This window comes from Sphingomonas donggukensis, from assembly GCF_023674425.1.
Classification (GTDB): domain Bacteria; phylum Pseudomonadota; class Alphaproteobacteria; order Sphingomonadales; family Sphingomonadaceae; genus Sphingomonas; species Sphingomonas donggukensis.
This window is the reverse complement of sequence record NZ_CP098401.1, coordinates 2,599,596-2,622,201: the sequence shown is the minus strand read 5'-3', so window position 1 is coordinate 2,622,201 and position 22,606 is coordinate 2,599,596. Positions and strand designations below refer to the sequence as shown.

Below are 22,606 nucleotides of genomic sequence, written 5' to 3'. Positions count from 1 at the left end.
TCTTCTTACCTCAGAAGAACCAGCTCCTCCGCCATCGACGGATGCAGCGCGACCGTGTCGTCGAAGTCCTGTTTCGTCAGCCCCGCCTTCACCGCGATCGCCGCCGCCTGGAGGATTTCCGGCGCGTCGGGGCCGATCATGTGGAGGCCGACGACGACGTCGGTCTCGGCCTCGCACACCATCTTGTAGAGGCAGCGTTCGTTGCGGTTGGCGAGCACGTTCTTCATCGCGCGGAAGTCGGAGAGATAGACTTTTACGGTGCCGAGCTTCTGCTTGGCCTCCGCCTCGGTCAGGCCGACGCCGGCCATCGGCGGGTGGCTGAACACGGCGGACGGGATGTTGGTGTAGTCGACGCGCGTCGGCTTGTTGCCATAGACGCTGTCGGCGAACGCCTGACCCTCGCGGATCGCCACGGGGGTCAGTTGGACGCGGTTGGTGACGTCGCCGACCGCGTAGATCGACTTGCACGACGACTGGTTGTCGGCATCGACGACGACCGCGCCCTTGTCGTCCAGATCCACGCCCGCGGTGTCGAGGCCGAGGCCATCGGTGTTGGGCACGCGGCCGGTGGCGAACATCACGCAGTCGACGGTGATCGGCTCGTGGTTCGACATCTTGACGGTCAGGCACCCGTCCTTGCCCTTGGTGATGCCTTCGAAATCGGCGTGGAAGCGGAAGTCGAGCCCCTTCATCATGCTGATCTGGAGCAGGCGGTCGCGGATTGATTCGTCGTATCCGCGCAGGATGACGTCGGTGCGGTTGATCAGCGTCACCTTGCTGCCGAATTCGTTGAAGATGCCGGCGAATTCGTTGGCGATATAGCCCGCGCCCGCGATCAGGATGCGCTTCGGAATGGCATCGAGGTGGAAGACGTCGTTCGAGGTGATGCCGTGTTCGTGTCCGGGACAGGACGGCACATGGGGGCGGGCGCCGACCGCGATCAGGATGCGCTCCGCAGTGACCTCGCGCCCGCCGGCCAGCTTCAGGCTGTGAGGCCCGGTGACGACGGCGCGTTCGGGGATGATCTCGACCCCGTGGCTTTCCAGCGTGCTGGTGTAGGCGGCGTTGATGCGGTCGACCTCGGCCAGGACGTTTTCCTGGAGGCATTTCCAGTCAAACTCGCACGCGTCGGGGACTTTCCAGCCGAAACGGCGCGCATCCTTCAGATCCTCGGCGAAGTGGGCGCCGTACACGAGCAGCTTCTTGGGCACGCAGCCGCGGATGACGCAGGTGCCGCCGACCCGATACTCCTCCGCCACCGCGACCCGCGCGCCATGCGCCGCCGACACGCGCGCGGCGCGGGTGCCGCCCGAGCCGGCGCCGATCACGAAGAGGTCGTAGTCGTACTTGGCCATGATCGCATCCAGCATTCGAGTGGGGTGATGGACCGCCATCTAGGTGGCTGAAGCCTTGCGCGCCACCCGGCGATGCGCGACGCTCCCGCACACACAGCGGAGAGCGGGCCATGAGCGAATTCGACATCATCGTCTATGGCGCGACCGGGTTCACCGGGCGGCTGGTGGCGGAGTATCTGGGCAGCCGCGACCACGGCGTGACATGGGCGATGGCGGGGCGGTCGCTGTCGAAGCTGGAGGAGGTGCGCGCCGAAATCGGCCTGCGCGCGTCGGTGCCGCTGGTCACCGCCAACGCCGACGATCCCGCCAGCCTGCGCGCGATGTGCGAACGGACGAAGGTGGTGCTGACGACGGTCGGGCCGTACCAGCTCTACGGCAGCGACCTGGTCGCCGCCTGCGCCGCGACGGGGACGGCTTATGTCGACCTGTGCGGCGAGCCGGCGTGGATGCGGCACATGATCGACGCGCACCATGCAGATGCACAGGCGACGGGCGCGCGGATCGTGTTCAGCTGCGGGTTCGATTCGATCCCGTTCGACCTGGGCGTGTGGACCTTGCAGGAAGCGGCGCGTGCGAAGTTCGGCGCGCCGGCGCCGCGTGTGAAGGGCCGGGTGAAGGCGATGAAGGGCGGCTTCTCTGGCGGGACCGCCGCCAGCCTGAAGGCGACGCTGGCCGCCGGCGCGCGCGATCCGGGCGTCTTCAGGCTCATGATCGACCCGTTCGCGCTGACGCCGGGGTTCGAGGGGCCGTCGCAGCCGAAGGGGCTGCTGCCCGAGTATGACGACGCGATCGGCGTGTGGGTGGCGCCGTTCATCATGGCGGCCATCAACACCAAGAACGTCCACCGCACCAATGCGCTGGCGGGGCATCCCTACGGCACCGACTTCCGCTACGACGAGATGATGGTCGCGCCGGGGCTGGGCGACATCGGGCGGGCCGCGGCGGAGGCGATGGCGAAGCTGAACCCTCTGGCGAGCGACAAGGGACCGAAACCCGGCGAAGGCCCGTCGAAGGAGGAGCGCGAGAGCGGCCATTACGAGATCGCCTTCATCGGCGAATATCCCGACGGCCGCAGCCTGACCGCGACCGTCACCGGCGACCGCGATCCCGGCTATGGATCGACCAGCAAGATGATCGCCGAGGCCGCGATCTGCCTGGTGAAGGATGTGCAGGGCGACGGCGGCATCTGGACCGCAGGGGCGCTGATGGCGGCGCCACTGGTCGCGCGGCTGAAGGCGAACGCGGGGCTGACCTTCACCATCGAGGGCTGACGGAGCGGGCGGCGTTTCCGTGCGTTCGGGCGTCGAGCAAGCGGGAGCCCGAGCGATGTCCGAACCGAGCGTAGCGATCGTCACCGGCGGGGAGTCGGGTATCGGCAGGGCGTGCGCGGTGGCGCTGGCGGCGACCGGGGCGGCGGTCGCCATCACCTGGTTTCGCGACTCCGCCGCCGCCGATGCCGTCGTTGCCGAGATCGGCGCGACGGGGGGACGCTCCATCGCCGTGCAGACCGACGTCGGCGACGAAGCCGCAGTCGAGGCACTGTTCAAGGCGGCGGAGGATGCGTTTGGCACGGTCACGCTGCTGGTCAATTCGGCGGGGCTGAACATGACCGGCACGATGCTGGCCGACATGGCGCTGGCGCAGTTCGACCGGGTGGTGCGATCCGACCTGTACGGTCCGTTCCTGACGTGCCGGCGGATGGTGCGCGCGCTGGAGGCGAAGGGGCGCGGCGGGCGGATCGTCAACATATCGTCGATCCACGAACGCGCGCCGCGTCCCGGCGGGGTCGATTACGATGCGGCCAAGGGTGGCCTCGCGCAGCTGACCGCGACGCTGGCGCTGGAGCTGGCGCCCAAGGGCATCGCGGTGAACGGCGTCGCGCCCGGCATGATCCTGACGCCGATGAACCAGAGTGCGCTCGACCACCCGGACGAGCTGGCGGCGAAGGAACGCGCGATTCCGTGGGGACGGGCGGGTAAGCCCGACGAGGTCGCCGCGCTGGTCGTGTTCCTGCTGTCGCCAGCCGCCGATTATATCACCGGCACCACCGTCACCATCGACGGCGCGCTGTCGCTGACCGTCGCGCAGGGGGCCTGAGCATGGTCGCTTACGTCGTCGAGGCGCTGGAGGACGTGACCCTCGATATCGCCGGCGCCGAGGGTCGGCTGGCGGGGTACGATCTGATGAGCCCGTTCGTGTGGCGCGAGGGCGGGCGCTGGCGGTTGCTGGTGCGGGTCGTGCCCGATCCGCTCGGCCCCGACGATCCGACCGGCATCATCTGGGCGGGCGAATCGGACGATGGCCGGCTGTTCCGCATGGACGCCGCACCGGCGATCCTGCCCGGCCCCGACCCCGACGACGCCGGCGGGTGTGAAGACCCGACCGTCGTCACCGACGCCGACGGCTATCTGATCTACTACACCGGCGTCGATGCCGCGCGGGCGCAGGGGTGCATGATGGTCGCGACCGGCCCGACGCTGACCGCGCTGACCAAGGACGCGGTGGTACTGAAGGCGCCGGAGGGCGAGGGCAACATCAAGGAAGCGACACTGGCCGAGGCGAGCGACGGGACGTGCCGGCTGTTCTACGAATATGCGAAGGGCGGCGCGTCGCGAATCGGCATGGCGACAGGGCCGTCGCCGGCGGGGCCGTGGGAGGTGATCGACGACCCCTTCACCGTGCGCGCCGACGGATGGGACAATTGGCATCTGTCGACCGGGCCGATCGTGCAGGCGGCGGGCGCCGACCCGGTGATGTTCTACAACGGCGCGACGGTCGACGCGCGCTGGCGGATCGGGTGGATCAGCTTTTCCCCCGATTTCGCCCGCGTGACGGGCCGCGGGATCGAGCCCGTCCTGGTGCCGCCCCCGGCGACCGACCGCGCCGCGACCGACATCGCCTTTGCCGCCTCCACGGTCGAGGACGACGCCGCAATCTGGCTCTATTATTCGCTGGAGGACCGCATCCTGCGCCGTGCGGCAGTGGTGCGCTACGCCTGAGCGGCGGCGCCCATCCGTCGCAGCGCATCCATCGCCATGTCCGCCAGCTTCGACAGCCCGCCCATCTTGTCCGGACCGAAGCCCTCATGCGGTTCGGTGTCGAGCACGCACAAAGTCCCCACCGCCTGGCCGTCGGTGACCAGCGGCACGCCCGCGTAGAAGCGGATGTTGGGCGCATCGGTGACGAGCGGGTTGGCGATGGTCCGCGCATCGGCCGCCAGGTCGGGGATGACCAGCGCGTCGCCCTTCGCCAGCACGTGCGCGCAGATCGCCATGTCGACCGGTGTACCGGTTAGGTCGGTGCCGACCCGCGCCTTGAACCACTGCTGCTCCGCGCCCACTGCGGTGACGAGCGCGATCGGCATCCCGGACATCGCGGCCGCTTCCGCCACGATCGCGTCCAGTGCGGGATCGGGAGGGGAGTCGCCACCGATGCCCAGCTCGGTGACCGTACGCAGTCGTGCGCTGTCGTCGATTGCCCAGCCCGTCATCATGCTACCTCGTGCATTCATGCCGATCCGGCACCCGTCCGCACTAAGCGATCACGCGAAAAGCGCAACCAGAGCGCCGGCGATCGCGACCGATCCGGCGATCAGCGCACCCGCGCGGCGGCGGCGGGTGCGCGAATACCGGTCCCATTCGGGCACGTCGAGGTACCAGCCGCCCTTCGCGCCCGGACGCACGACCCCGGCCTCCTGAAAGCGTTCGAACATGCGGCGCTGGACGCGGCGTTCGGGCGCGAACGGCACCGCCTGCGCGGGCGACACCGCGTCGCGCGACATGAAGTGCGAGATGACGTCGCGTCGCGCCTTGGCGACGACGGCGGCTGCGGCGGTTGCCATGTGCTGCTCTCCTGTTTTCCGTTCGTTTCGAGCGAAGTCAAGAAACAGGCCACGGATTCAGGCTTCTCGACTTCGCTCGAAACGAACGGTTTGTACCCTACCGTTTCCGGCCCTGGTGGCGGATGTTGGCAGGTCGGCCGCGGTGCTTCAAGACGCGCGGTGGACGCCCCTTGCCGCGGTGGCCGCGATCGTCGCCGCCGCCCGCCGATCCCTTGCCGTCGGGCAGTTCGAAGCGCAGCGCGCCGCTGACCGGATTGGCCTCCGCCAGCCGCAGTTGCAGCCGCTGGCCGAGCGCGAATTCGATGCCGCTGTGTTCGCCGACCAGCCGCTGGCCCTTTTCCTCCCAGCGGAAATATTCGGCCCCCAGGTCGCGTGCGGGGACCAGGCCATCGCCGCCGATCCCCTCGACCGTGGCGAAGAAGCCGAACGACTGCACGCCGGTGATGCGTGCGTCCATGATGCTGCCGACATGTTCGCTGAGGTAGGCGGCGACGTAGCGATCGACGGTCTCCCGCTCCGCCTCCATCGCGCGGCGCTCGAGCTGGCTGATGCCTTCGCCGATGCGGTCGAAGCCGGCGACTTCCTCATGGGTGATCCCGCCGGGGCCGAGCTTATAGCCCTCGACCAGCGCGCGGTGGACCATCAGGTCGGCGTAGCGGCGGATCGGCGAGGTGAAGTGCGCGTAACTGCCGAGCGCGAGGCCGAAATGGCCGGCGTTCTGCGGGCCGTAATAGGCCTGGGTCTGGGTGCGGAGCACCTGCTCCATCGCCTGGGGGCGGAAATCGCTGTCGCCGATGCGGTCGAGCAGCTGGTTGAAGGTGGCAGGGCGGATGACCTGGCCCAAGGCAAACTCGATGTCGAAGGTCTTGAGATACTCCTTCAGCGCGACCAGCTTCTCGCGCGCCGGGGGCTCGTGGACGCGGTACATGACCGGCATCTTTTTCGCCTCCAGCGCCTTCGCCGCGGCGACGTTGGCGGCGATCATGTAATCCTCGATCAGCTTGTGTGCGTCCAATCGTTCGCGCGGGGCGACCGAGAGGATGCGGCCCTTTTCGTCGAGCACGATGCGACGCTCGGGCAGGTCGAGGTCGAGCGGCGCGCGGGCGGCGCGCGCTGCGTTCAGCGCGCGCCAGCAGGCCCAGAGGGGAACGAGCGCCGTCTCCACCAAGGCGTCATCCCAGCGAAAGCTGGGATCTGGTGCAGCAGTGTCTGCGGTTGCGGCCGAAGACCCCAGCGTTCGCTGGGGTGACGCATGGTAGTCGATCGCCGCCTGCGCATCCTCATAAGGAATGTTGGCCGCGAGCCGGACGACCGCGCGGCTGAATCGCCAGCTTTCCAGCTTGCCCGATTTGGCAATCTTCAGGTGGCAGGCGAGCGCGGCGCGGTCGACGCCTTCCTTCAGCGAGCACACGTCGGCAGACAGGATTTCCGGCAGCATCGGCACGACGCGGTCGGGGAAATAGACCGAATTGCCGCGCTTGCGCGCCTCGCGGTCGAGGAGCGAGCCGGGGCGGACGTAGAAGCTGACGTCCGCGATCGCGACCACCGCGTCCCACCCGCCGTCCTCGCGTTCTTGCGCCCACACCGCATCGTCATGGTCGCGCGCATCGACCGGGTCGATCGCGACGATGGGCAGATGGCGCAGGTCTTCGCGCGCCTCGGATTTCCCGTTCGTTTCGAGCGAAGTCGAGAAACGTGTTCCGGGCTCAGGTTTCTCGACTTCGCTCGAAACGAACGGTTTGGTGGAGCCGAGCGGCTGCGCGGCCACGCGCTTGGCCTCGTCGAGCAGTTCGCCCGAAAAGACGTGGGGAATGCCGTGCTTGTGAATCGCGATCATCGAGAAGCTGCGCGGCGCGAACGCCTCGCCCAGCCGCTCGACGACACGGGCGGTGACGCGCGGCGGGCGGCCGGCGCGTTCGGCGATGACCAGGTCGCCCGCTACCGCGCCGCCCGCGTCCGACACCAGCCAGTCGCGGCGGTCCTTCTTGTCGAGGCCGGCGAGGAACAACGTGCCGCCCTCGTCGCGAAGCACGCCCATGAAATTGTCCTCGCCGCGCGGGAGAACTTTCATCGGGTGGGCGATCCAGCCGTTGCCGGCTTCCTCGGTGCGGGCAAGGATGCGCGCGCCGACGCCGAGTGCTGCGCCCTTCTTCTCGCGCACCCGTAGCCGCGGAATCGCGACGCCCTCGGCTTCCCAGCGATCGGGCACCGCCCAGACGTTGCCGCCGTCGTCGACGTCGACGACGCGCAGCACGGTGACCTTGGGCAGCCCGCCCATCTTGTGGAAGGCGCGACCCGGCGCGCCGTCGATCAGCCCCTCGTCGGCCATGTCCTTCAGAAGCGCTTTCAAGGCGATCTTGTCGGCGCCGTGCAGCCCGAAGCCGCGCGCGATCTCGCGCTTGCCCGCCGGTGTGTCCGAGGTTTCGATGAAGTCGAGGATCTGCTGGCGGGTCGGGAGACCGGGAGGACGCTTGGGCATTCGCCCGAGATAGGGTTTCGCACCAGTTCCGTCACCCGCTAAGGCAGGCGGCATGGCGGCGACCGATTTCGACCTGCTCATCATCGGCGGCGGCATCAACGGCTGTGCGATCGCGCGCGAGGCGAGTCTGCTGGGCCTCGGCGTCCTGCTGGTCGAGCGCGACGACCTGGCCAGCCACACCTCGTCGGCGTCGACCAAGCTGATCCACGGCGGCCTACGCTACCTGGAATATTACGACTTCCGCCTGGTGCACGAGGCGCTGGCCGAGCGGGAGCGGCTGATGGCGGCGGCGCCGCACCTGATCCGCCCGCTGGCGTTCGTGCTGCCGCACGAGCATGCGGTCCGGCCGTGGTGGTTGGTGCGCGCGGGGCTGTGGCTGTACGACCTGCTGGCGTGGGGATCGAGCCTGCCGCGGTCGCGGGGGTTGCGGAAAGGCGACGTTGCCTACACCGCGCCGCTGAAGGGCGGGGAGCGCGGGTTCGTCTATTCGGACGCCTTCGTCGACGATTCGCGGCTGACGCTCGCCAATGCGCAGGACGCCGCGGCGAACGGCGCGGAGATCGCGACGCGCACCGCTCTGGTGGCGGCGCGGCGCGAGGGTAACACGTGGCGCGCGACGCTGTCGGACGGACGCAGCGTCACCGCGCGCGGGATCGTCAATGCCGCCGGGCCGTGGGTGGCGGAGGCGACCGGGCTGCTGGGCGTCACGCCGCGGGCGGGCGTGCGGCTGGTCAAGGGCAGCCACATCGTCGTGCCGCGGCTGTACGACGGTGACCACGCCTATATCCTGCAACAGCCCGACGGCCGCATCGTCTTCGCGGTGCCGTGGCAGGACGGCTTCACCGAAATCGGCACCACCGACGTGCCCGTCGCGGCGCCCGAGGATGCGGTGATCGACGACGCCGAGGTCGGATATCTTTGTGACGCGATCAACCGCCATTTCGTGACGCAGATCGGGGCCGCCGATGTGGTCGCGACATGGTCGGGCGTGCGGCCGCTCTATGACGACGGCGCGAGCGAAGCGAAGGCGGTGACGCGCGATTACGTGCTGGAGCTGGACGAGGATGGTCCGCCATTGTTGAGCGTGTTTGGCGGCAAGATCACGACCGCGCGGCATCTGGCCGAGGAGGCGATGGCGCGGATCGGCCCGTCGATCGGGGTCAGGGCACATCCGGTGACGCGGGCGCGGGTGTTTCCGGGCGGCGCGATCCCCGATTTCGCGACGTTCCTGGCGCAGGTGCGCGAGCGCTACCCGTTTCTGGGGCGGCAACGTTCGGCGCGGATGGCGCATGCGTACGGCGAGCAACTGTGGACGATGCTGGCCGACGTGCGGAGCATCGCCGACATGGGGCCGGAACTGGGCGGCGGGCTGACCGCGGTGGAGCTCGGCTGGATGCGCGCGCAGGAATGGGCGGTGACCGCGGCGGATGTGCTCGACCGGCGCAGCAAGCTACGGCTGGTGGCGGATGCGGCGATGGTGGCTGCGGTGGAGAGGGCGATGGAGGGGAAGGCACCTTCCCTCCCCACCGTTCGCCTCGAGTAGGCGTCGATGGGTTACCCCCCTTCCCCACCGTTCGCCTCGAGTAGGCGTCGAGCTTGTCGAGACGACGTATCGAGAGGTGGGTGCCACAAGAGGGGACCTCTCGATACGGGCTCTCGACTTCGCTCGATCCCTACTCGAGGCGAACGGTTTGGGGGTGGGAGGCTAACCCCCTTACTGCAACGTGCCCGTATCGTCGTCGTGCCGCCCGAAGAACGCCATCAGCTGGACGATCATCTCGGCGCGCTCACCCAGAGTTTCGGCCTCCAGCAGCGCCTGTTTGGAGGCGGGGTCGAAGGGGGCGATCTGGGCGATGCCGTTGACCAGTGCCTCGTCGTCCAGCCGCGTCACGGCTTCCCAGTCGACGGCATAGCCCTGCGCATCGGCGAAGCGGCGCGATTCGACTTCCAGAGCGGCGCGTTCGCCAAGGTTCAGCATCTCGTCGGTGCGGGTCGGCAGCAACAGTGCCTCGATCTGCCGAAACGGGGTGGTCACGTCGAGTTCCTGCACGACGCGGAATTTCGCCAGCCCCTCCAGCACGATGTCGAAGCGGCCGTCGGGCAGCGCCTCGATATCGGCGATGCGCCCGACGCAGCCGATCTCGAACAGCGGCGGCGGCGCGTCGGGGGCGGTCGCGGCCCCGCGCGGCTGGATCATGCCGATGCGCCGGTCGCGCGCCACCGCGTCGGTCACCATCGCTCGGTATCGCGGCTCGAAGATGTGGAGCGGCAGGTGCATGCCGGGGAACAGCAAGGCGCCCGGCAGCGGAAAGATCGACAGGCGCGTCGTCGTGCGGGTTTCCTCCGCGGTCATCCGAACAGGATCGCGCTCAGCTTGCGGCGCTGCGCCGACACCCAGGGGTCTTCCAGCCCGACCGCCTCGAACAGCTTCAACAGCTGCTGGCGGGCGGCGCCCTCGTTCCAGTCCTTGTCGGTGTCGATCGAACGCAGCAGCGTTTCCGCCGCGGCATCGCGGTCGCCCGCCGCCATCTGGCCGCCGGCCAGCTCCATCGCGGAGGCATGGTCGTCGGGATCGCCGGCGACTTTTGCGGCGAGGCCCGACAGGTCGGCGACCGGGGTCGCGCTGCGGGCGAGATCGAGTGCCGAGCGAGCGCGGGCGACCTCGGGCGCCTTGGCGGCGTCCTCCGGCATCGCGGCGAGCGCCGCCTCGGCCTCGTCGAGGCGGTCGAGCGCCACGAGCGCACGGGCGCGACCGGCGGCGATGACCGCGTGGTCGGGCGCCATCTCGGCCAACTGGTCGTAGATCGACAGCGCCCGCGTCGCGTCGCCCTCGCCCAGCACCTGCTCGGCCATCGCGATCAGCGGCTCCAGCTCGGCTTCCTGCGCGGCGTCGTCGCTCTGGATCGGCAGCTGCTTCAACAGCTGGTCGAGCATCGCCTTCAGCTGCGATTCGGTGCGCGCGCTGGTCAGGTCGGCGGCGAGCTGGCCTTGGAACATCGCATAGACGGTCGGGATCGAGCGGACCTGAAACTGCGCGGCGATGAACTTGTTGGCGTCGACGTCGATCTTGACGAGCTTCACGCCCTTCGACGCATAATCCTCGGCGACCTTTTCGAGCACGGGGCCGAGCGCCTTGCACGGCCCGCACCACTCCGCCCAGAAATCGATGATGACGAGGTGGGTCATCGACGGATCGACGACATCGCGGCGGAAGGTTTCGACGGCGTCCTTGTCGTCGGGCGAAAGACCTAGCGTGGCCAAGACATGCTCCTGTACGCGGTGGGAATGCGAGTGCCCCACCATGTGGGCGCGCCGGGCGCACACGCCAAGTGTTTTCGCCGCGCGCCGGAAACGGGGTTGCGGGGGGTGGGAACCGCTGCTAATGGCCCGCCTCCACCCGCCCGGACCAAGTGTTCGGGCAACGCCAGAGCGGGCGTAGCTCAGGGGTAGAGCACAACCTTGCCAAGGTTGGGGTCGAGGGTTCGAATCCCTTCGCCCGCTCCAGTCGCCGCCAGGATTTGGCGGCGCCAAATCCTGTCTTGATCGGCGGCGACGGCCGGCACCGCTTGCGGTGACCGACGGCATGGCTTTGACATGCCGCGAACCCTCGAGTTCTTTTGTTGGCGCTCCGCCCTGCCGGGCTGCGCGGGTGGTTCGAATCCCTTCGCCCGCTCCAGGTCTTCGCCGAAAATCGGCGAAGACGATTTACGACATCGCGAAGACCTCGGCCGGCGGCGCATCGTGCTGACCGACGACGCGGCTTTGCCGCGGCGCTGCGCCTTGGGCATGTGCTTCGACTGCGCTCAGCACGAGCGGGTTAAGGGATAGGCGTCGCTTCGCCTCCTCACTCCCACTCCCCCAGCCTGAACGGCATGGCACACCCCAAGACGGAACCCTTTCCCCCCTCGCCACTTTGACTCCCGCGTCGCCACACAGGAGTCCGCCCATGCCCGCCCGCGCTTATTGGCAAGGCCAGATCCGGCTCGCGCTCGTGTCGATTCCGGTCGAGATCTATTCGGCGACCAAGTCGGGCGCGAGCGTCGCCTTCCGGCAGATCCACGAGCCGTCGGGCAAGCCGATCCATTACGAGAAGGTCGTCGACGGCATCGGCCCGGTCGACCGCGACGAGATCATGAAGGGGTTCGAATATGAGAAGGGCGAGTACGTCCTGCTCGACGAGGACGAGATCGCGGGCGTCAAGCTGGAGAGCAAGAAGACGCTGGAGCTGACCCAGTTCGTCGACGTCGGCGAGGTCGATGCGATCTACTACGACAAGCCCTATTACGTGGTGCCCGCCGACGATCTGGCCGAGGAAGCCTTCATCGTGCTGCGCGAGGCGATGCGGCGGGCGAAGAAGGTGGGGCTGGGCCAGCTGGCGATGCGGGGCCGCGAATATGTCATCAGCCTGAAGCCATGCGGGCGCGGCATGGTGCTGGAAACGCTGCGCTATGCCGACGAAGTCAATGCCGCCGCGAGCTATTTCCGCGACATTCCCGATGCCAAGCCCGATGCCGATTTGCTCGATCTGGCGACGACGCTGATCGACAAGAAATCGGGCAAGTTCGATGCGCGTGAGTTCCACGACCGCTATGTCGACGCGCTGAAGGACCTGATCGACCGCAAGCGCAAGTCGAAGTCGGGGAAGGTGTCGCTCGACAAGGACGATGCCCCGGCGAAGGGATCGAACGTGGTCGATCTGATGGCGGCGCTGAAGAAGTCGCTCGACAAGCCGGCGGCGAAACCGGCGGCGGCCAAGAAGGCTCCGGCGAAGAAGCGCGCCTGAGATGGCGAAAGCCGATCCGCTCGCGACGTACAACGCCAAGCGCGATTTCGCGAAGACGCGCGAGCCGAAGGGCGCGCGGGGGACTGCAGCTGGCCACAGCTTCATGGTCCAGAAGCATGACGCGACCCGGTTGCACTGGGATTTGCGGCTGGAGATGGATGGGGTGCTGAAGAGCTGGGCGGTGACGCGGGGCCCGAGCCTTGACCCACAGGACAAGCGGCTGGCGGTGCGGACCGAGGATCACCCGATGTCATATGCGACGTTCGAGGGGACGATCCCCAAGGGCGAATATGGCGGCGGCACAGTGATGTTGTGGGATCGCGGCACGTGGGAAGCCGTCGGCGGCAAGGATCCGGCGAAGATGATTCGTGAGGGGCACGTCCACGTCATCCTGCACGGTGAGCGGATGCAGGGCGAATGGCTGCTGGTACGGATGAAGCCGCGCGCCGGTGAAAGCCGAGACAACTGGCTGCTGAAGAAAGTCGATGATGCCCATGCCGGCGCGTCGGGCGGGCTGGTCGATACCGCACTGACCAGCGTGGCGAGCGGGCGGACGATGGCCGAGATCGCTGGTGGTGGCGACGCGGTGCGGCATTCGGATGCGAAGAAGGCGAAGGGCGCGCCCGCGCCCAGGGCGAAACGCGCCGCAAAGCCGGCACGCGGCACGCTGCCGAAGTTTCGCGACGTTCAGCTTGCGACGTTGGTCGATGCGGTGCCGGCGGGGTCGGGTTGGCTGCATGAGGTGAAATACGACGGCTACCGCGCGACGATCGCGGTGGGCGGGGGCAAGGTGCGGGCGTACACGCGCACCGGACTCGACTGGACGGAACGGTTCGGGCCGGTGGTAGCGGCGATCGCCGAGCTTAGACTGCCGGCGTGCCTGATCGATGGCGAGGTGGTGGCGCTGGATGCGGAGGGACGCCCGAGCTTTTCGGCGTTGCAGGCGGCGTTGAAGGACGGTCGCGACCTCCAGTATTTTGCCTTCGACCTGCTGAGCCAAGGCGGCGACGACCTGACTGCGCTGCCCAATGTCGAGCGCAAGGCGCGGTTGCAGGCGCTGCTCGCCGGGGCCGCGCCGCCCATTCACTATGCCGAGCATATCGTCGCGAACGGCGAGGGGCTGTTCGATCAACTCTGCCGCGAGGGATATGAGGGGATCATATCGAAACGCGCCGACGTGCCCTATCGCGGCACGCGCAGCCGCAGCTGGCTGAAGACCAAATGCACGCGGCGGCAGGAATTCGTGATCGTCGGATTTGTCGAGAGCGACAAGAAGGGTCGCGACCTGCGCTCTCTGGTGGTCGGCGTGAATGATGGCGGGCGGCTGCGCTATGCGGGGCGGGTCGGAACGGGCTTCGATGCCGACACCCGCGACATGCTGATGGCGAAGCTGAAGCCGATCGCGCGCAAAGCCGCGCCGGTCGATTATGTGCCGCGGGCTTCGGCGCGCGGGGTGACTTGGGTGAAGCCGGTGCTGGTGGCGGAGGTCGCCTTTGCCGAGTTCACCGCGGACAATGTCATCCGGCACGCAAGTTTCCTGGGGCTGCGTGAGGACAAGCCGGCGGGCGAGGTCGTGCCCGAGCGCGCGGCGAAACCGGTCGATGAGAAGCCGTTCGGGGTCACGATCAGCCATCCCGAGCGCGTCGTGTTTCCCGCGTCGGGCACGACCAAGGGCGAACTTGCGACCTATTATGCGCAGGTCGCCGAGCCGATGCTGACGTGGCTCGGCAACCGCCCGGTCAGCCTGGTCCGGTGCCCGCAGGGGCGCGGCAAGCACTGTTTCTTCCAGAAGCACGACGGCGGCAATTTCGGCGGCAAGGTGGGGTCGGTCGCGATCCGCGAAAAGGACGGCGGGAGCGAGGATTATCTGGTCGTCGACAGCGGCGAGGCGATCGTGACGTGCGTGCAGATGGGGACGATCGAATTCCACGGCTGGGGTGCGCCGGCCGACGATGTTGAGCATCCCGACCGCATGGTGTTCGACCTCGATCCCGACGAGGGGCTGGGGTTCGACGCGGTGCGCAAGGCGGCGGTGCAGTTGAAGGACTTGCTCGGCGAGCTGGGGCTCGTCAGCTTCGCGATGGCGTCTGGGGGCAAGGGCGTTCACGTCGTCGTGCCGCTCGATCAATCGCGCGACTGGGTGGCGGTGAAGGACTTCGCCGACCGCTTCTCACGCGCGGTGGCGCAGGCGCATCCCGATCGCTTCACCGCCAACATGCGCAAGAGCGAGCGCAAGGGGCGCATCTTCCTCGACTGGCTGCGCAACCAGCGTGGATCGACCGCGGTGCTGCCCTATTCGGTGCGCGCGCGGGAAGCGGCGACGGTGGCGGTGCCGATCACTTGGGAGGAACTGGATACGCTGGAGACGGCGCATCCGTACACGGTGGCGGACGTCGCGGTTCTGTTTGAGCGCGCGGCGGGCAGGGAGCTGGCCGGGTGGGGTGTCGCCGATCAGGCGCTACCCGATCTTTGATGGGCCGAACCGCGCCACCAGCGCATAGCGGTCACCGGGAAAAATCTGCGTCACCTGCGTGATCGGCTGGCCGCCCGCCCATGTCTCGCGGGCGATGCGCAGGCAGGCGGTGCCGCGCGGGATGCCGAGCGCGCGGGCGTCGGTGGCGGTGGCGGGGACGGCGTCGATGCGGTGGCTGGCCTCGCTCCACGGCACATGCGCGAGCAGCCACGATCCGGGGGAGTCGCGTTCGAACCCTTCGTCGGCAGCGGCGGGGACGGCGGCGAGCGCGATGGTGCGGCGTTCGACCGCGAAGGGATCGCCGCCGGCGAGGTGGACGCCCTCGAGATGCAGCGTATCGCCGTGCAGTTCGCGACGAGTGAGGCGCCAGGCATAATCCTCGCCGCGGTCGGCGACGATGCGGGCGATGTCGGGGACGGCGAGTGCGGCCTGTTCGAGGCGGGGGTGGGCGACGAAACTGCCGGCCTTGCGGCGGCGCTCGACCAGGCCCGCGGCGACGAGTGCGGCCATCGCCTTGCCCGCGGTGGCGCGCGCACAACCATAGTCGGCGGCGATCGCCTGTTCATTGGGCAGGCGGTGGCCGGGGCGCCAGTCCCCCGCCCTGATCCGCGCGGAATAATCAGCGACGATGCGCCGCGACGGCGTCACGCGATGAGACGCGCGAGCGTGGCGCGGTAGCGCGCACGGATCGCATCGCCGCCGACATGCCGCCCGTCCGCGACGCGCTGCACCCCGCCCCGCCACACGCCGTCGATGGCGCCGCGGCTGGCGAAGACCCAGCGATCGAGCGCGTCGTCGCCCGCGCCCGCCAGCGTTTCCGGGTCGGCCAACGTCACGAAATCGGCGGAGTTGCCGGGGGCGATGCCGGCGGCATGCTGCAACGCCTGCGCGCCGCCGGCGAGCGTCCGCGCGAACAGTGCCGCGCCGACCGAGGTTTCGGTTTCGTCGGCCAGCACCGCGCGGCGGCGGTGGGCCAGGCGCTGGGCATATTCCATCATGCGCAACTCGCCCGCAGCGTCGATGCAGATGTTCGAATCGGTGCCGATGGCGATGCGGCCCTGCGCCAGGCGGTACGTTTCCGCGGGGAAGATGCCGTCGCCCAGATTCGCCTCGGTCACCGGGCACAGCCCCGCGACCGCGCCGCTCTCCGCCAGCGCGCGCGTTTCGGCGTCGGTCATGTGGGTGGCGTGGATCAGGCACCAGCGCGCGTCGACATCGGCGTTGGCGAGCAGCCATTCGACCGGCCGCGCGCCGCTGTGCGCGACGCTGGCGGCGACTTCCTTCACCTGTTCGGCGGCGTGGATGTGGACCGGGCCAGTGCCGGCCAGCGGCAGGATCGCGGTGAGTTCGTCGGCAGTCACTGCGCGCAGCGAATGCGGCGCGATTCCCAGGTTCGCGTCGGCGGGCAGCAGCGCGCGGCTCGCCTCGACCAGCGCCACGAAACCGTCCACGTCGGACACGAACCGGCGCTGGCCGTGGACCGGTGCCACCCCGCCGAAATCGCTGTGCGCGTAGAAGACGGGGAGCAACGTCAGGCCGATGCCGCTCTCGCCCGCCGCCGCGACGATCGCCGCCGCCATTGCCGCGGGGTCGGCATAGCGGCGCCCGTCGGTGTCGTTGTGCAGATAGTGGAACTCGCCGACACGGGTGAAGCCGGTTTCCAGCATCTCGACGTATGCAAGCGCGGTAATTGCGGCGACGTCGTCGGGGGTCAGCCGGTCGAGGAAGCGGTACATGACCTCTCGCCACGACCAGAAATCGTCGTCCGGGCGACCGCGGCGTTCGGACAGGCCGGCCATGCCGCGCTGGAAGCCGTGGCTGTGGACGTTGGGCAGGCCCGGAATGGCGAGGGCGTGCCGCTGGTCGCCGGGAGCGGACTCGACGCCCACCGTCACGCTGCCGAACCGCGCGCCGTCGATCGTGACGCGAACGCCGCGCGCCCAGCCTGTGGGCAGCCAGGCCCGATCGAACCAGAATTGCGTCATCGGCGGCTCCCCTTCGATTATTATGTCTAGACATAATCAGGGGCGTGGGCAAGATTGCCGGCATGGATCGGCTGTGGACCAACGCGCGACTCGCGACGATGACGGGGAGCGGCCTGGGGCTTGTCGAGGACGGCTGCGTCGCGGCGATCGGCGAGCGCATCGCCTATGCCGGGCCGCGCGTGGGCGGTCCCCCGAGCGCCGGCGAGGTCATCGATTGCGGCGGCGCGTGGATCACGCCGGGGCTGATCGACTGCCACACTCATCTGGTCCACGGCGGCGACCGCGCGCAGGAATTCGAGCTGCGGCTGGCGGGCGCGTCCTATGAGGAAATCGCGCGCGCCGGCGGCGGCATCCTGTCGACCGTCACCGCGACCCGGGCGGCGTCCGAGGACGAACTGGTCGCGAGCGCGCTACCGCGGCTCGACGCGCTGATCGCCGAGGGCGTCACGACGGTCGAGATCAAGTCGGGCTATGGCCTGACCCCCGAGCATGAGGCGAAGATGCTGCGCGCGGGCCGCGCGCTGGCGGATGTGCGGCGAGTGTCGGTGGCGACGACCTATCTCGGCGCGCATGCGGTGCCGCCGGGGGTGGATGTGGACGCCTATATCGACGAGGTCTGCGCGCAGATCGCGCCGCTGGCCGCCGCGGGCCTTGCCGATGCGGTCGATGCGTTCTGCGAAGGCATCGGCTTTTCGCGCGCGCAGGTGGTGCGGGTGTTCGAGGCGGCGCGCGCTGCGGGGCTGCCGATCAAGCTCCATGCCGAGCAACTCTCGAACCTGCACGGCGCACAAGCCGCGGCGGAGATGGGGGCGCTGTCGGCCGATCACCTAGAATATCTCGACGCCGATGGCATTGCGGCGATGGCGGCGGCGGGCACGGTCGCGGTGCTGTTGCCCGGTGCCTATTATTTCGTGCGCGAGACGAAGCTGCCGCCGGTCGATGCCCTGCGCGCGGCGGGCGTCCCCATCGCGATTGCGACCGACTGCAATCCCGGTACGTCGCCGCTGACGTCGCTGCTGCTGGCGATGAACATGGGCGCCACGCTGTTCCGGCTGACGGTGGACGAGTGCCTGGCGGGCGTCACGCGAGAGGCGGCGCGGGCGCTCGGGCGGCTCGACAGCATCGGCACGCTGGAGGCGGGCAAATATTGCGACCTGGCGATCTGGGACGTCGAGCGGCCGGCGGAGCTGGTCTATCGCATGGGCCTGAACCCGATCCGGTCGCGCATCTGGAGAGGCGAATGACACCCGGCACCATGACGCTCGGCGACTGGCGCGGCATCTATCGTGGGGGCGCGATCGCGCTGCCCGAGGATGCGTTCGAAGCGGTCGAGCGGAGTGCCGCTGCGGTCACCGCGATCCTGTCGCGCGATGCGGCGGTGTACGGGATCAACACCGGCTTCGGAAAGCTGGCGAGCGTGCGGATCGGCGACGACGATCTCGCCACGCTCCAGCGCAACATCGTGCTGAGCCACGCCGCCGGCGTCGGCGCCCCCACCCCGCGCGCGATCGTGCGGCTGATGATGGCGCTGAAGGTCGCGAGCCTGGCGCAGGGGTTTTCGGGGGTGCAGGTGGCGACCGTCCGGCTGCTGCTCGACATGCTGGAAGGCGACCTGCTGCCGGTGGTGCCGGCGAAGGGATCGGTGGGTGCGAGCGGCGACCTCGCCCCCCTCGCCCACATGGCCGCGGCGATGATCGGCGTGGGGGAGATCGATCACGCCGGCACGCGCAAGCCCGCCGCACAGGCATTGTCGGACGCGGGGCTGGCACCGCTGACGCTGGGGCCGAAAGAGGGGCTGGCGCTGCTGAACGGCACGCAATTTTCCTGTGCGTGGGCGCTGGCACAGCTATTCGAGGTCGAGGCGCTGTTCCGCTCTGCGCTGGTGACCGGCGCGCTGGCGACCGAGGCAGCGAAGGGGTCCGACACGCCGTTCGACGCGCGCATCCATGTGCTGCGCCAGCACCGCGGGCAGCAGGAAGTGGCGGCGGCGCTGCGCGGACTGATGGCCGGATCGGCGATTCGCGCCAGCCATGCCGAGGGCGACGAGCGGGTGCAGGATCCATACTGCCTGCGCTGCCAGCCGCAGGTGATGGGCGCGTGCCTGGACCTGCTGCGCCAGGCCGGCGCGACGCTGGAGACCGAGGCGAACGGCGTTACCGACAACCCGCTGATCTTTGCGGACACGGGCGAGGCGTTGTCGGGCGGCAATTTCCATGCCGAGCCGGTCGCGTTCGCCGCCGACATGATCGCGCTGGCGATCTGCGAGATCGGGTCGATCGCGGAGCGCCGCATCGCGATGCTGGTCGATCCGGTACTGTCGGGGCTGCCGGCGTTCCTGACGCCGAAGCCGGGGCTGAATTCGGGCTTCATGATTCCGCAGGTGACAGCGGCTGCGCTGTGTTCGGAGAACAAGCAGCGCGCGCACCCCGCCAGCATCGATTCGATCCCGACCAGCGCCAATCAGGAGGATCATGTGTCGATGGCGGCACACGGTTCGCGGCGGCTGGAAGCGATGGCGCGCAACCTGCGCGATATCGTCGCGATCGAATGGCTGATGGCGGCGCAGGGCTGCGACATGCACGCGCCGATGGCGTCGGGGGCGGGGCTGGAGGCGGCGCGCGCCGCATTGCGCGAAGCGGTGCCGTTCCTGGAGGAGGACCGCCACATGCACCCCGATCTGGTCGCGGCATCGCGGCTGGTCGCCGACGGCGCGCTGACCCGCGTCGCCGATTTGCCGGGGTTGACGTGAACGACTGGCTGCGCGTCACGCGCGGCGATACGCCGCTGATCGTGTCGATGCCGCATGTCGGCACGCGCATTCCGGCGCCGTTCGACGCGGGCCTGATCGATCCGCACGCGGCGACGCGCGATGCCGACTGGCATATCGACCGCCTCTATGTCTTCGCCGCCGAGACGGGCGCGACGCTGATCGCGACCGATATCTCGCGGACCGTCATCGACCTGAACCGCGATCCCGCGGAGGTGTCGCTCTATCCGGGGCAGGCGACGACGGGGCTGGTGCCGACGACGCATTTCGACGGCTCGCCGCTGTACCGCGCGGGCGCCGAGCCGACCGACGTCGCGGCGCGGCGGGCGTCGTATTACGATCCCTATCATGCGGCGCTGAGCGAGGAGATCGCCCGGCTGCGCGCGGCGCACCCCGCGATCGTGCTGTACGACGCGCACTCGATCCTGAGCCGTGTCCCGCGTCTGTTCGAGGGCGAATTGCCCCAGTTCAACATCGGCACCAATTCCGGCGCGTCGTGCGCGCCCGCGCTGGCCGACGCGGTGTTCGACGCCTGCCCCGAACCGAAGGTGCGCGACGGACGCTTCAAGGGCGGGTGGATCACGCGCAACTACGGCGCGCCTGCGCGCGGCGTCCACGCCATCCAGATGGAGCTCGCCATCCGCGGCTATGCCGACGAGAGCGCGCCCGAGGTGTGGGACGCGGCCCGCGCCGCGCCGATGCAGGCGACGCTGCGCACCATCCTGTCCGCCGCACTCGATTTCGCGAAGGGTTGCCCATGAACCGCCTCGACAACAGCCGCCGCATCGCCAGCCCGCACGGCGCCGCGCTCACCTGCAAGAGCTGGCAGACCGAAGCCGCGCTCAGGATGCTGATGAACAACCTCGACGACGCGGTTGCCGAGAATCCGCAGGAGCTGGTCGTATACGGCGGCATCGGGCGAGCGGCGCGCGACTGGGCGAGCTACGACCGCATCGTCGAGACGCTGCGTCGCCTCGAGGACGACGAGACGCTGCTGGTGCAGTCGGGCAAGCCGGTCGGCGTGTTCCGCACCCACGCCGACGCCCCGCGCGTGCTGATCGCGAATTCGAACCTGGTGCCGAAATGGGCCGACTGGGCGCATTTCCACGAATTGGATGCCAAGGGGCTGATGATGTACGGCCAGATGACGGCCGGATCATGGATCTACATCGGCAGCCAGGGGATCGTGCAGGGCACGTACGAGACCTTCGTCGAGATGGCGCGCCAGCATTATGGCGGCGACTGGGCGGGGCGCTGGATCCTGACCGCGGGGCTGGGCGGCATGGGCGGCGCGCAGCCGCTCGCCGCAACGATGGCCGGGGCATCGTGTCTGGCGGTCGAATGCCAGCCGAGCCGCATCGCGATGCGGCTGGAGACCGGCTATCTCGACCGCGCGACCGACGATCTGGACGAGGCGCTGGAAATCGTCACGCGGGCAACCGCCCCGATCTCGGTCGGCCTGCTCGGCAATGCCGCCAACGTCTATCCCGAACTCGTCCGCCGCGGCGTGCGGCCGGGCGCGGTCACCGACCAGACGAGCGCGCACGACACGATCAACGGCTATCTGCCGCAGGGATGGAGCGTCGACCGCTGGCTGGCCGAGCGCACCGCCAACCCCGCCGTGGTCGATGCCGCCGCGCGCGCGTCGATCGCTACGCACGTGCGCGCGATGCTCGATTTCCACGCGGCGGGCGTGCCGACGGTCGATTACGGCAACAACATCCGCCAGGTCGCGAAGGACGAGGGCGTCGCCGACGCCTTCGCCTTTCCCGGCTTCGTCCCCGCCTATATCCGCCCGCTGTTCTGCCGCGGGATCGGGCCGTTCCGCTGGGCGGCGCTGTCGGGCGATCCCGAGGATATCTCGAAGACCGATGCCAAGGTGAAGGAACTGCTTCCGGACGACGCGCACCTCCACCGCTGGCTCGACATGGCGGGGGAGCGCATCCGCTTTCAGGGGCTGCCGGCGCGGATCTGCTGGGTGGGGCTGGGCGACCGCCACCGGCTGGGGCTCGCGTTCAACGCGATGGTCGCGTCGGGCGAGCTGAAGGCGCCGATCGTGATCGGGCGCGACCACCTCGATTCCGGATCGGTCGCGTCGCCCAACCGCGAGACCGAGGCGATGCTCGACGGCAGCGACGCGGTGAGCGACTGGCCGCTCTTGAACGCGCTGCTCAACACCGCCAGCGGCGCGACTTGGGTGTCGCTCCACCACGGCGGTGGCGTCGGCATGGGATATTCGCAGCATTCAGGCGTGGTGATCGTCGCCGACGGCACCGAGGCAGCGGCGCGCCGGCTGGAGCGCGTGCTGTGGAACGATCCCGCGACCGGCGTGATGCGCCACGCCGACGCCGGCTATGCCATCGCGGCGGATGCGGCGCGGGCGAACGGGCTGGATTTGCCGAGCCTTAGCTGACGCCCTCCAGCGCCAGCAGATATCGCTTGGCATCAAGGCCGCCCGCAAACCCGGTCAGCGCGCCGCTCGCGCCGATGACGCGGTGGCAGGGAGCGACGATCGAGATCGGGTTGCGCCCGTTGGCCGCGCCGACCGCGCGGGTCGCGGTCGGGCGTCCGATCGCGCGGGCGACCTCACCGTAGCTGCGTGTCGTGCCGTGAGGGATCGCGCACAGCGCGGCCCACACCGCCTTCTGGAATTCGGTGCCGCGAAAGCTGAGCGGCAGGTCGAACGCGGTGCGCGTTCCCGCGAAATACTCGGCCAGCTGTCGCGCCGCTTCCACCAGCACCGGGTGGTCGGCATCCTCGACCAGCGGCCCGAGCGGCACGCGGCGCGGATCGTCGTTTTCCCACAGGATCGCGACCAGCCCGGTGTCGTCGGCGACCAGGGTCAGTTTGCCCACCGGCGAGGCGATGCGCGCGTAGCGATCGGTCAAAATCCGTCTCCTTCGCCGGCAGCACTAGCGCACGG

General features: G+C 69.1%; 19 protein-coding genes and 1 tRNA gene. 11 read left to right on the top strand and 9 right to left on the bottom strand.

All coding sequences use genetic code 11. The annotated features are described in order from the left end of the window. Window positions 1-5 precede the first annotated feature (5 nt). Entirely contained in the window at window positions 6-1,355 is a 1,350-nt protein-coding gene (gene gorA / locus M9980_RS12860) for a glutathione-disulfide reductase (protein ID WP_250754949.1), read from the bottom strand. Window positions 1,356-1,465: 110 nt separating this feature from the next. Between gorA and M9980_RS12855 the strand changes: the two genes are divergently transcribed. From M9980_RS12855 to M9980_RS12845, 3 genes are read left to right on the top strand one after another with little or no spacing between them, the layout of a single operon-like run. Next, window positions 1,466-2,626 (top strand): saccharopine dehydrogenase family protein, encoded by a 1,161-nt coding sequence (locus M9980_RS12855; protein ID WP_250751569.1) that lies wholly within the window; start codon window positions 1,466-1,468, stop codon window positions 2,624-2,626. Between the two features lie 55 nt (window positions 2,627-2,681). After that, the gene (locus M9980_RS12850; protein ID WP_250751567.1) at window positions 2,682-3,452 is read left to right on the top strand and encodes an SDR family NAD(P)-dependent oxidoreductase; all 771 of its coding nucleotides are present in this window, start codon (window positions 2,682-2,684) and stop codon (window positions 3,450-3,452) included. A 2-nt stretch (window positions 3,453-3,454) separates the two neighbouring features. Continuing rightward, the gene (locus M9980_RS12845; RefSeq protein WP_250751566.1) at window positions 3,455-4,354 is read left to right on the top strand and encodes a glycoside hydrolase family protein; all 900 of its coding nucleotides are present in this window, start codon (window positions 3,455-3,457) and stop codon (window positions 4,352-4,354) included. Here M9980_RS12845 and M9980_RS12840 read toward each other — a convergent pair. From M9980_RS12840 to M9980_RS12830, 3 genes are all read right to left on the bottom strand, one after another. Then, a complete protein-coding gene (locus M9980_RS12840) occupies window positions 4,345-4,848 on the bottom strand; it encodes a GAF domain-containing protein (protein ID WP_250751565.1) in 504 nt (167 codons plus the stop codon). The genes M9980_RS12845 and M9980_RS12840 overlap by 10 nt on opposite strands. 48 nt (window positions 4,849-4,896) lie before the next feature. After that, window positions 4,897-5,196 carry a hypothetical protein gene (locus tag M9980_RS12835; protein WP_250751563.1) on the bottom strand — a complete coding sequence of 100 codons (300 nt, stop codon included), beginning with the start codon at window positions 5,194-5,196 and terminating at the stop codon, window positions 4,897-4,899. 97 nt (window positions 5,197-5,293) lie between these two features. Next, window positions 5,294-7,675: a ribonuclease R family protein gene (locus M9980_RS12830; protein WP_250751561.1), complete on the bottom strand. Its 2,382-nt coding sequence runs from the start codon at window positions 7,673-7,675 to the stop codon at window positions 5,294-5,296. A gap of 52 nt (window positions 7,676-7,727) precedes the next feature. Here M9980_RS12830 and glpD point away from each other — a divergent pair, with 52 nt between their 5' ends. Next, window positions 7,728-9,218, top strand: a complete 1,491-nt coding sequence (gene glpD / locus M9980_RS12825; RefSeq protein WP_250751560.1) for a glycerol-3-phosphate dehydrogenase — start codon at window positions 7,728-7,730, stop codon at window positions 9,216-9,218. Window positions 9,219-9,389: 171 nt separating this feature from the next. On the opposite strand, the gene M9980_RS12820 is transcribed toward glpD, so the two are convergent. Further along, window positions 9,390-10,028: an LON peptidase substrate-binding domain-containing protein gene (locus M9980_RS12820; RefSeq protein WP_250751559.1), complete on the bottom strand. Its 639-nt coding sequence runs from the start codon at window positions 10,026-10,028 to the stop codon at window positions 9,390-9,392. Then, the gene (locus M9980_RS12815; RefSeq protein WP_250751558.1) at window positions 10,025-10,936 is read right to left on the bottom strand and encodes a tetratricopeptide repeat protein; all 912 of its coding nucleotides are present in this window, start codon (window positions 10,934-10,936) and stop codon (window positions 10,025-10,027) included. Before M9980_RS12815 ends, M9980_RS12820 begins: the two co-directional genes overlap by 4 nt. Window positions 10,937-11,104: 168 nt before the next feature. Between M9980_RS12815 and M9980_RS12810 the strand changes: the two genes are divergently transcribed. The 3 genes from M9980_RS12810 to ligD all read left to right on the top strand — a co-directional run bounded on the left by M9980_RS12810 (window position 11,105) and on the right by ligD (window position 14,931). Beyond that, window positions 11,105-11,179, top strand: a tRNA-Gly gene (locus M9980_RS12810). A 442-nt stretch (window positions 11,180-11,621) separates the two neighbouring features. After that, on the top strand, window positions 11,622-12,458 hold the full coding sequence (gene ku / locus M9980_RS12805) for a non-homologous end joining protein Ku (RefSeq protein ID WP_250751556.1): 837 nt from the start codon (window positions 11,622-11,624) through the stop codon (window positions 12,456-12,458). 1 nt (window position 12,459) lies between these two features. Further along, window positions 12,460-14,931 carry a DNA ligase D gene (gene ligD / locus M9980_RS12800; protein WP_250751554.1) on the top strand — a complete coding sequence of 824 codons (2,472 nt, stop codon included), beginning with the start codon at window positions 12,460-12,462 and terminating at the stop codon, window positions 14,929-14,931. Here the strand turns inward: ligD and M9980_RS12795 are convergent. Both M9980_RS12795 and M9980_RS12790 read right to left on the bottom strand, forming a co-directional pair. Continuing rightward, window positions 14,917-15,579 carry a UTRA domain-containing protein gene (locus M9980_RS12795; protein ID WP_250751553.1) on the bottom strand — a complete coding sequence of 221 codons (663 nt, stop codon included), beginning with the start codon at window positions 15,577-15,579 and terminating at the stop codon, window positions 14,917-14,919. The genes ligD and M9980_RS12795 overlap by 15 nt on opposite strands. After that, window positions 15,576-16,916, bottom strand: a complete 1,341-nt coding sequence (locus M9980_RS12790) for a formimidoylglutamate deiminase (protein WP_250751551.1) — start codon at window positions 16,914-16,916, stop codon at window positions 15,576-15,578. Before M9980_RS12790 ends, M9980_RS12795 begins: the two co-directional genes overlap by 4 nt. Window positions 16,917-16,978: 62 nt before the next feature. Between M9980_RS12790 and hutI the strand changes: the two genes are divergently transcribed. The 4 genes from hutI to hutU are packed head-to-tail and all read left to right on the top strand — an operon-like array spanning window position 16,979 to window position 22,096. Beyond that, window positions 16,979-18,160 (top strand): imidazolonepropionase, encoded by a 1,182-nt coding sequence (gene hutI, locus M9980_RS12785; protein ID WP_250751550.1) that lies wholly within the window; start codon window positions 16,979-16,981, stop codon window positions 18,158-18,160. Beyond that, window positions 18,157-19,665 (top strand): histidine ammonia-lyase, encoded by a 1,509-nt coding sequence (hutH, locus tag M9980_RS12780; RefSeq protein WP_250751547.1) that lies wholly within the window; start codon window positions 18,157-18,159, stop codon window positions 19,663-19,665. The genes hutI and hutH overlap by 4 nt, the downstream gene beginning before the upstream one ends. Further along, window positions 19,662-20,444: an N-formylglutamate deformylase gene (gene hutG, locus M9980_RS12775; RefSeq protein WP_250751544.1), complete on the top strand. Its 783-nt coding sequence runs from the start codon at window positions 19,662-19,664 to the stop codon at window positions 20,442-20,444. The genes hutH and hutG overlap by 4 nt, the downstream gene beginning before the upstream one ends. Further along, window positions 20,441-22,096, top strand: coding sequence for a urocanate hydratase (gene hutU, locus M9980_RS12770; protein ID WP_250751542.1), 1,656 nt, complete (start codon window positions 20,441-20,443; stop codon window positions 22,094-22,096). Before hutG ends, hutU begins: the two co-directional genes overlap by 4 nt. Here the strand turns inward: hutU and M9980_RS12765 are convergent. Further along, entirely contained in the window at window positions 22,089-22,571 is a 483-nt protein-coding gene (locus M9980_RS12765) for a methylated-DNA--[protein]-cysteine S-methyltransferase (RefSeq protein ID WP_250751540.1), read from the bottom strand. The two genes, hutU and M9980_RS12765, sit on opposite strands and share 8 nt — an antisense overlap. Between the last annotated feature and the right edge of the window lie 35 nt (window positions 22,572-22,606).